Annotated in this window: 6 protein-coding genes; 3 read left to right on the forward strand and 3 right to left on the reverse strand. The window is 56.6% G+C overall.

Features of this window, described 5'->3' with window-relative positions; genetic code table 11:
• Positions 1–88 precede the first annotated feature (88 nt).
• The 3 genes from LKE08_RS00680 to LKE08_RS00690 form a co-directional block, all read right to left on the reverse strand.
• Positions 89–1,309, reverse strand: a complete 1,221-nt coding sequence (locus LKE08_RS00680; protein WP_324702268.1) for a glycine betaine/L-proline ABC transporter ATP-binding protein — start codon at positions 1,307–1,309, stop codon at positions 89–91.
• Positions 1,310–1,318: 9 nt separating this feature from the next.
• Positions 1,319–1,591 carry a hypothetical protein gene (locus tag LKE08_RS00685; RefSeq protein WP_324702269.1) on the reverse strand — a complete coding sequence of 91 codons (273 nt, stop codon included), beginning with the start codon at positions 1,589–1,591 and terminating at the stop codon, positions 1,319–1,321.
• A 433-nt stretch (positions 1,592–2,024) separates the two neighbouring features.
• On the reverse strand, positions 2,025–3,458 hold the full coding sequence (locus LKE08_RS00690; RefSeq protein ID WP_324702270.1) for an MFS transporter: 1,434 nt from the start codon (positions 3,456–3,458) through the stop codon (positions 2,025–2,027).
• Positions 3,459–3,845: 387 nt separating this feature from the next.
• On the opposite strand from LKE08_RS00690, the gene secG reads away from it, so the two are divergent.
• The 3 genes from secG to LKE08_RS00705 all read left to right on the forward strand — a co-directional run bounded on the left by secG (position 3,846) and on the right by LKE08_RS00705 (position 7,748).
• Positions 3,846–4,073: a preprotein translocase subunit SecG gene (gene secG / locus LKE08_RS00695; protein ID WP_324702271.1), complete on the forward strand. Its 228-nt coding sequence runs from the start codon at positions 3,846–3,848 to the stop codon at positions 4,071–4,073.
• Positions 4,074–4,104: 31 nt separating this feature from the next.
• Positions 4,105–4,902: a matrixin family metalloprotease gene (locus LKE08_RS00700; protein WP_324702272.1), complete on the forward strand. Its 798-nt coding sequence runs from the start codon at positions 4,105–4,107 to the stop codon at positions 4,900–4,902.
• 752 nt (positions 4,903–5,654) lie between these two features.
• A complete protein-coding gene (locus LKE08_RS00705; RefSeq protein ID WP_324702273.1) occupies positions 5,655–7,748 on the forward strand; it encodes a choice-of-anchor I family protein in 2,094 nt (697 codons plus the stop codon).
• Positions 7,749–7,994: the final 246 nt, after the last annotated feature.

Genomic DNA, 7,994 nt, shown 5'->3' on the forward strand with positions numbered 1-7,994 from the left:
GTTCTAGAAACCGGGTTTCTTCCAATATCTTAGGGGAGAACCCAAGCGGCTTCTAGAAACCCGGTTTCTTCCTCTCCACCCGAGATGTCTAGAAATCCGGTTTCTGTCCCCATTTAATATCCCCCAAAGCCGCCAAAATATCCGGGGCTTCCACAATTCCCAAAAACCGCCCGTCGCGATCGCGCACCCCCACGGGAACCCCCAGTTTAAATAAGGGAAAAACGTCGGTCAGCAGCGCGGAAGCGTCCACCTGGGGATAGTCTGTCGGGAAATTGAACTCGGCGCGATCGCCCATTTTTTCCAATTCAACTCTCTCGATTCGCCCCAAAAGTTGACCGTCAGAATCGACGCAATAAATCCAACGATTTTGATAATTGTCGATAGTTTGGGAAGGATCGAGGGGAAATTGACAGGTTTCCACCGGACGAATCAGCGATCGCACCGCCATCACTTTAGCGCGATCGATATCTCGGGTGAAAGCGCGGATGTAGTCGTCGGCGGGTGCGGCGATCAGGTCTTCCGGCGTCCCAATTTGCACGATCGCCCCGTCCCGCATCACCGCGATGCGATCGCCGAGTTTCACCGCCTCCTGGATGTCGTGGCTGATAAAAACGATCGTCTTGTGCAGCCGCTTTTGGAGTCGCAGCAACTCGTCCTGCATCTCCCGCCGGATCAGCGGATCGAGGGCGCCGAAGGGTTCGTCCATCAACAGAATCTCCGCATCCGTCGCCAGAGCCCGGGCTAACCCCACCCGCTGCTGCATCCCCCCACTCAGGGCCGCCGGACGGTCGTCGGCCCACTCCCTCAACCCCACGGTTTCCAGCGTCTCCAGGGCTTTTTGACGGCGTTTTCCCTTCTCCATCCCCCGCAATTTCAAACCGTATTCCACATTTTCGGCCACCGTCCGGTGGGGGAACAGTCCGAACCCCTGAAATACCATCGAAATTCGGGTCAACCGGATTTCCCGCAGTCGCCGTTCGCCGACGCGGGCGATATCTTCGCGATCGATGTAAATGTGGCCGCTGGTGGGGGGAATCAGGCGGTTGATGCAGCGGACGAGGGTGGATTTTCCCGAACCCGAGAGTCCCATGATCACGAACAGTTCCCCCCGTCCCACCGTCAGGGAAACGTCCGCCACGCCGACGACGTGGCCGGTTTTTTCTCGGATCGCCTCCCGGGTGTGTCCGTCCCGGAACAGCCGCAGGGCCCTTCGGGGGTCATCTCCGTAAATTTTGACCAGATGTTCGATCTGAATTTTGGGGTTCGAGTCGTGCATCGAGGCGATCGCGGGTGGGGTTCGGCGGCTCAATTTCACATTTTAAACGTTCGGGCGATCGCTTTTGTCAAAACTCCGTAAATTTACCGAGGACGGCAGGTAGATGACGAGGACTTCACTACGGGATTCGGCTTTATTTATACCGTCATCGCCACCGTCGAAAATACCCGCGCCGTCAACAAGGCGAAACGGCAGACGAAAGGAAACAGCAATCCCGGCTCTGAAGATATTCGAGTTCAACTGATCAAAATCGCCCACAAAATGGGAGAAGTCACCCTGTCCGATTTGGTCGTCGAAACGGGCCGGACTCCCCAATAAATTCGCACGATTTTAGAAGAATTGCAGCGGGAAGATTTGATGAGAATCCACAACCGCAGTCGGGACGGTGCCGTTGTCTACAGCGCCGTTTAATTTTCATCTTCAAAATCGACCGGGAATCTACCATGTCCAAACAGCTACTGTACGGCAATTTTGTTGACAAATAAATCGCCCGAAAATTGCGGGGACGCGATCGATAAATTGAAGGGGGTTTCGGTTGAATCCCCCTTTTTTCCGTTTTAAATTTTTACCGCGATCGTATAGCAATCAGCTTTCAGCAATCGGCAAAGAGCTATTAGCTTTGGAATTGATTCCAAAGCGGTCTGGATATCCAACCCGTTTTGTGTTCCGAGCATTCAACCGGAGCGGAACAAATCGCCGCGGCGCTGGGGTTGTCGGTGGGGGAAGTTGACCGGCAACTGCGCGATCGCTAATTCCCAAATTTCCGCTCCCGAGACAGTTTCAGCCTCGAAATGTACCAGGTCAAACTACCCGCCCCCAGGCAAAGTGCCCCCAGACCGAAAAAGACCGCCGGCAGGCCGAAAAAGGTTTCCGCCACCCCCGCCAAAGCCAGCGGCAGGGACAGGGCGATATTGACGGCATTGTTTTGCAGGCCGAACACCTTGCCCCGCATCTCTTCCGGGGTTTCCGCCTGGATGGTGGTCTGCATGGGGATGCCCACCACCGCGCCGAACACCCCCAACACCGCGATCAGGGCCAGAGCCGGCCAGAGTTGCTGGCTGAAAAACGCCAGTCCGACCAGACAGACGGCCATCCCCACGGACCCGAACAGCGCCATTTGAAAGTGGGAAAATTGGTGGCCGGCGTGGCCCAAAATAGCCGCCCCGATCGCCATCCCGATGCCCGCCGCGGCCAGGAGAAAGCCGAATTGGGACGATTTGAGGTTCGGGATCAACTCCGCCACCCGGACAGCCAAAACCGCCAGGGCCGCGAAGATGGAAAATAGGATCACCAGTTGAATCAGGGCGTTGCGGACGCCCCGGTGGTCCCGCAGGTAGCGCAGCCCGTCCCGCAGGTCTTCCAGGACGTGGGGCTGTTCGTGGGGGTTCTCCATCCGCTTTTCGCCGGTTTTCATCAGCAGCAACAGCAACCCGGCGACGGCGTAGCCGCTCCCGACGATCAACTCCTTGCCGACGGGTAGCTGACTCCCCAGGCGTTCGGCCAGGGTGTCCGCCAGGGCCAGCAGGGGTTCCCCCACCGCAAATCCCACGATCACCGACGCCATCATGGTAGTGGTGTACAGGGAGTTAGCCGATAGCAGGTGCTTGCGCTCCACAATTAGGGGGATAGCCGCCTGTTCGGCGGGGGCGAAAAATTGGGTCAGGGTCGAGACGAGAAATGTGACCAGCAACAGCAGGCAGAACCCGAACGGGAACTTTCCGAGTTTCATCCCATCCGAGAGCCACAGCAATATGGGCAAACTCAGCACGAAGCCGCCCCGGAGCAAATTCGTCAGCACCAGCACCGGCTTTTTCGGCCAGCGATCGACGTATACCCCCGCCCCGGCGCCGAATAAAACGGCGGGAATGGTGAAGGCGATCATGATCGCCGAAACCCAACCGCTGATGCTCTGGCCGGCCTGTTGAAACCGCGTGGAAATGACGGCGATCATCAACACCAGGTACACTTTATCTGCGAGTTGGGAAAAAACCTGGCCGCTCCACAGGGCGAGAAAATTGCGGTTTCTCAGAACGGGTAAAAAGCCGCGTTCTTCTTCCTCCGGCGGGGATTCCGGCGGTTTGGGTGTCGGCTTCATGAGGGTCGCGGATGTTCCCTCGGGTTGAGCCGGAGAACGGTTCGGTGTCGGAATGTCCGAGCGATTTCCATTGTCCCAATCATCCATTGAGTTATTATGTTTGGATTGACAGCGAGCGTCTTCCGCGCAGTCGGGCGATCGCCTCGTCGGAAGAATGTGGCATCGTTAAAATAACGGCAAAACCGTCGGCGCCTTTTCAATTTTAGTCAAAAATGGGTATTCCATTCCAGGGAAAAGCGGGAACCGGCGAAACGGGGGGGCGGGCGTCGGGGACGGGCAATTCATTATCAATTGTCGCGCTCGATTATCAATTATCCCGGCTTCCCTAAATCCGGTATTTGGTGTTAAAATCCTTGCAGCCCGAGTCGTGCGTCTTCGGGAGTTTCCGCGACCCTTTCTGGGAATCATCGCCGGATACCCATTTAAAATGGGTCGGATTGACCGCCAAATGCGGACGAAAGAGAGAAAAAAACCATGACAACTGAAATTTTACAGGTAATCTGGTCTTTGTCGGCCCTGGGTTTGATTGTCCTCGTACTCCTGCACAGCCCCAAGGGCGACGGCATCGGCGGGATCGGCGGACAGGCTCAACTGTTTACGAGCGCCAAGAGTGCGGAAGTCACCCTCAACCGCATCACTTGGATGCTGGCGATCGTTTTTATGGGGTTGACGGTGATTTTGAGCGCCGGCTGGGTCGGATAGGCCGTCGGACCGCGAGGAATTTTCAGTCTGTATGGGTGCACAGCGACGATTTCGAGTCTGGGGGGCCGGCCTTTTGGCCGCCGGCCTCGTCGTCGCCTTCAGTCTGCGATCGCCCGCCGTTGATGGCGGGATACCTTCGCGACCGCACCCCCTGCCGCCGACCCTGGAGCAGTGGGGAGATCCGACCGCCGGCGACTATTTCGACGAGATCGAAGTGCCGCCATTCGGCTACCTGATCTGGTCGCGGTGGCCGGTTCGGGTTTATGTCGAGCGCCGGGAGGACGACCCCTCCCAGAATTGGCGGGAGACGGTTTTGGCGGCGGTGATGGAGTGGGATGCCTACGTGCCCCTGGAAATCACCGGCGATCGCGATCGGGCCGACATCCGGATTTTCCGACGCCGCCCCCCCCTCAAACCGGGCCACCTGCGGGCTCGCTCCGGCGAAACCCGCTACCGCCTCCTGACCCGCACCACCGAAACCGGCTCCCGGCTCCTGACGCACCAGTTTACCATTTTGTTGAGTCCCACCCAAACCGGACCCTACGTCGCGTCGGTGGCTCGCCACGAATTCGGCCACGCCCTGGGGATTTGGGGCCACAGTCCCGAGGAAACGGACGTGATGTATTTTGCCCAAGTCCGCGAACCCCCGCCCATTTCTCCCCGAGACGTGAATACCCTGCGGCGCATTTATCAACAACCCACGCAACTGGGTTGGCCCCTGGCGTCGGCGGACGGACCGCCGTCGGAGTCAGGGTCTGCTCTGGGGGACGCGACATCGATGAATTTTGATCGTCGGCGGACGCCAAAAGTGTATAAAATTGATCGATGAACAGTTGATATCACATTTGTTTAAACTCCGGTGGAAGTGGGAGTGTAGCTATCCCGCCGCGATCGCAATTGAGTCCCGGTTGCGATCGAATTCCGTCCCCCGGACAAATAGCATTTCTTAATCAACTCCGGATTGGCTTTATAAAACAATCTCTCATTTAAAGTTCGTGTAAAGCTTATGTAAAAACACGGAGAGGGGAGGTTTACAAAACTATCTTGATCCGGGTAAATTGGGCTTACACTTAGACATCAGTCAACATGATTTCAGAATTTCTCTGAGATCGGCTCGTCGCTTTCACCGGGCTGGCCCGCCACCCCTCTTTTGAGGATTCAATCGGCGTCCGATTCTTTTTGAAGCCGGGACGCTCGTTCCCGTATCAAAATTCGGCCGCCTTGAATTTCTCGGAAAACGTTGTGTTTTTTTTAGCCTAAAATCCGACCTTATAAAATAGCATCTCTTTGTCAACCCTGCGGGTCAAACCATGCATGAAAGCGGCGAAGCGACTGGAAAAGATTGTGTTGCCAATGTCTCGACTCGCATCGAGTCGATCTCAATCCTTGAAAACCGGGTTTCAGTTGTCAATCGGGCCGTGGCTCGGAACCGGAACCGGCTACCTTTGAATCCGTCCGATTGGGTGGCAACTCCCAATTGTTAATGTCAATCACCTTTCAAATGCCACGCCTTCAAGCCCAGATCATTTGCTCGGCTGATCTCTCAAGAATTAGGGAAGTCATCATCACTAAATTTCAATCATGACAGAACAACTACAACTCACGCAACTGGGGACCTACCAAACCGGTATTTTTGACGAAGGGGCAGCCGAAATTCCCGCCTTCGACCCCGAAACCAACCGTCTATTTGTCGTTGACGGGTTCGAGAAGGCGATCGACGTTTTCGACCTCACCAACCCCAGCGAAATCACCAAAGTTGATGTCGATCTCGATATCTCCGGCTTCGGCGGGGAGGTCAACAGCGTCGATGTCAAAAACGGCGTCGTCGTCGCCGCCGTCGGGGCGGGAGTCGATGAGAAAGGAAACGCCGTGTTCTTCGACACCAGCGGCAACTTACTCGGGGCCGTCGAGGTGGGTTACTCCCCCGACATGGTGACGTTCACCCCCGACGGTACGAAAGCCCTGGTGGCCAACGAAGCCTTTCCCAACGACGATTACACCTTCGACCCGGAAGGCTCCGTCAGCATCGTCGATATTTCCGATGGCATCGAAGATGCCACCGTAACGACCGCCGGTTTCACGGCTTTTAACGGCCAGGAAGATGAACTCGCCGAGTCGGGCGTCCGGATTTTCGGCCCCGGCGCCAGCGTCGCCCAGGACTTGGAACCGGAATATATCGCCGTCAGTCCCGACGGTAGCACCGCCTATGTCGCCCTCCAGGAAAATAACGCGATCGGTATTTTAGACCTCGATTCTGAGGCATTTACCGATGTTGTCGGCTTCGGCTTTAAGGATTACGACGAACCCGGAAACGGCTTGGATGCCAGCAACCGGGACGATGGCATCAACATCCGAAACTGGCCCGTCTTCGGGATGTACCAGCCCGACGCCATCTCCACTTACGCGGTTGACGGCGAGACTTACTTCGTCACCGCCAACGAGGGCGACGCCCGCGAATATGATACGTTCAACGAGGAAGCACGGATCGGAGATGAAGAGGTCATCTTAGATCCGGACGCCTTCCCCGATGCCGAAGAACTCAAACTCGATGAAAATCTCGGGCGCCTGAAAATCACCAACACCCTCGGCGACACGGACGGCGACGGAGACTTTGACGAACTCTATTCCTTCGGCGCCCGTTCCTTCTCGATTTGGGATGCACAAGGAAATTTGGTGTTTGACAGCGGGGATGAGTTTGAACAGATCACCGCCGAACTGGTCCCCGAAAATTTCAATTCCACCAACGACGATAATGACTCCTTTGACGATCGCAGCGACGACAAGGGCCCCGAACCGGAAGGGAACGTCATCGGCGAGGTGGACGGAAAAACCTATCTGTTCACCGGGTTAGAACGGGTCGGCGGTATTGCGGTTCACGATATCAGCGATCCCACCGATCCGCAATTCGTCGAGTACATCAACACCCGCAACTTCGACGTACCGGAGACTCTCGAAGATGGCAGCAGCAACCCCGCCGCGGGCGACTTGGCACCGGAGGGTTTGGACTTCGTGGCGGCGGAAGATAGCCCCACCGGACGCCCCCTGTTGATTGTGGCTAACGAAGTCAGTGGCAGTACCAGCACCTACGATTTCGGAGGCGGTGTCATTGATGATACCCCCTTTGTGGGAAGTGCGGTCAGCAATCTGATCCGGGCAAGCGACGGCGATGATACCGCCGCCGGCGGACTCGCCAACGATGCCATTTTCGGCCTGGAGGGCGATGATGTCCTGCGGGGCGACCTCAACAGCCGCAGCCCTCAAGTTCAGGTGGGTGGCGACGATGTGATTTTCGGCGGTAAAGGCGACGATCGCATCGGCGGAAAAGCCGGTAACGATCGCCTCTTCGGCGATATGGGCAATGACCAGATCTGGGGCGACATGGGCGACGACCTGCTCCGGGGCGGTTTGGGAGATGACACCCTCACCGGGGACGACTTCTCCGGCGGCTCGGGTTCCGATACCTTCGTTTTAGCCGAGGGAGAAGGAACCGATACCATTACTGACTTCGAGGTGGGTACGGATCTGATCGGGCTGGCCAACGGTCTGACCTTTGCAGATGTCTCGATTTCGGCCGCCGGTGATGCCACCGAAATCGCCCTCGGCGACGAGGTTCTGGCCGTCCTCGAAGGGGTGAGTGCATCCCTCGGCGAATCCGATTTTGTCCCGTTCGTGTAATTGATTGATCGGGGAAATTTATTCTGGCGATCGCCGATCGCCAGCATCGAACATGACACTTGTCTGCCCTCCAATATCGGACGCATTGGGGGGCATTTTTTATGGCGGGCAACAGCCAACAGCCAACGGGGCATGGGGAACTGAAATGATCGCAATCAGCGATCGTGCGGTCATATCAAGTCCGTTTGAATACTTACACAATCGTTCGAGAAAAGGCAATCGGCAAGAGGCAATCGGCAAAAGTTT

It is taken from the genome of Lyngbya sp. CCY1209 (genome assembly GCF_035615495.1).
Classification (GTDB): domain Bacteria; phylum Cyanobacteriota; class Cyanobacteriia; order Cyanobacteriales; family Microcoleaceae; genus Limnospira.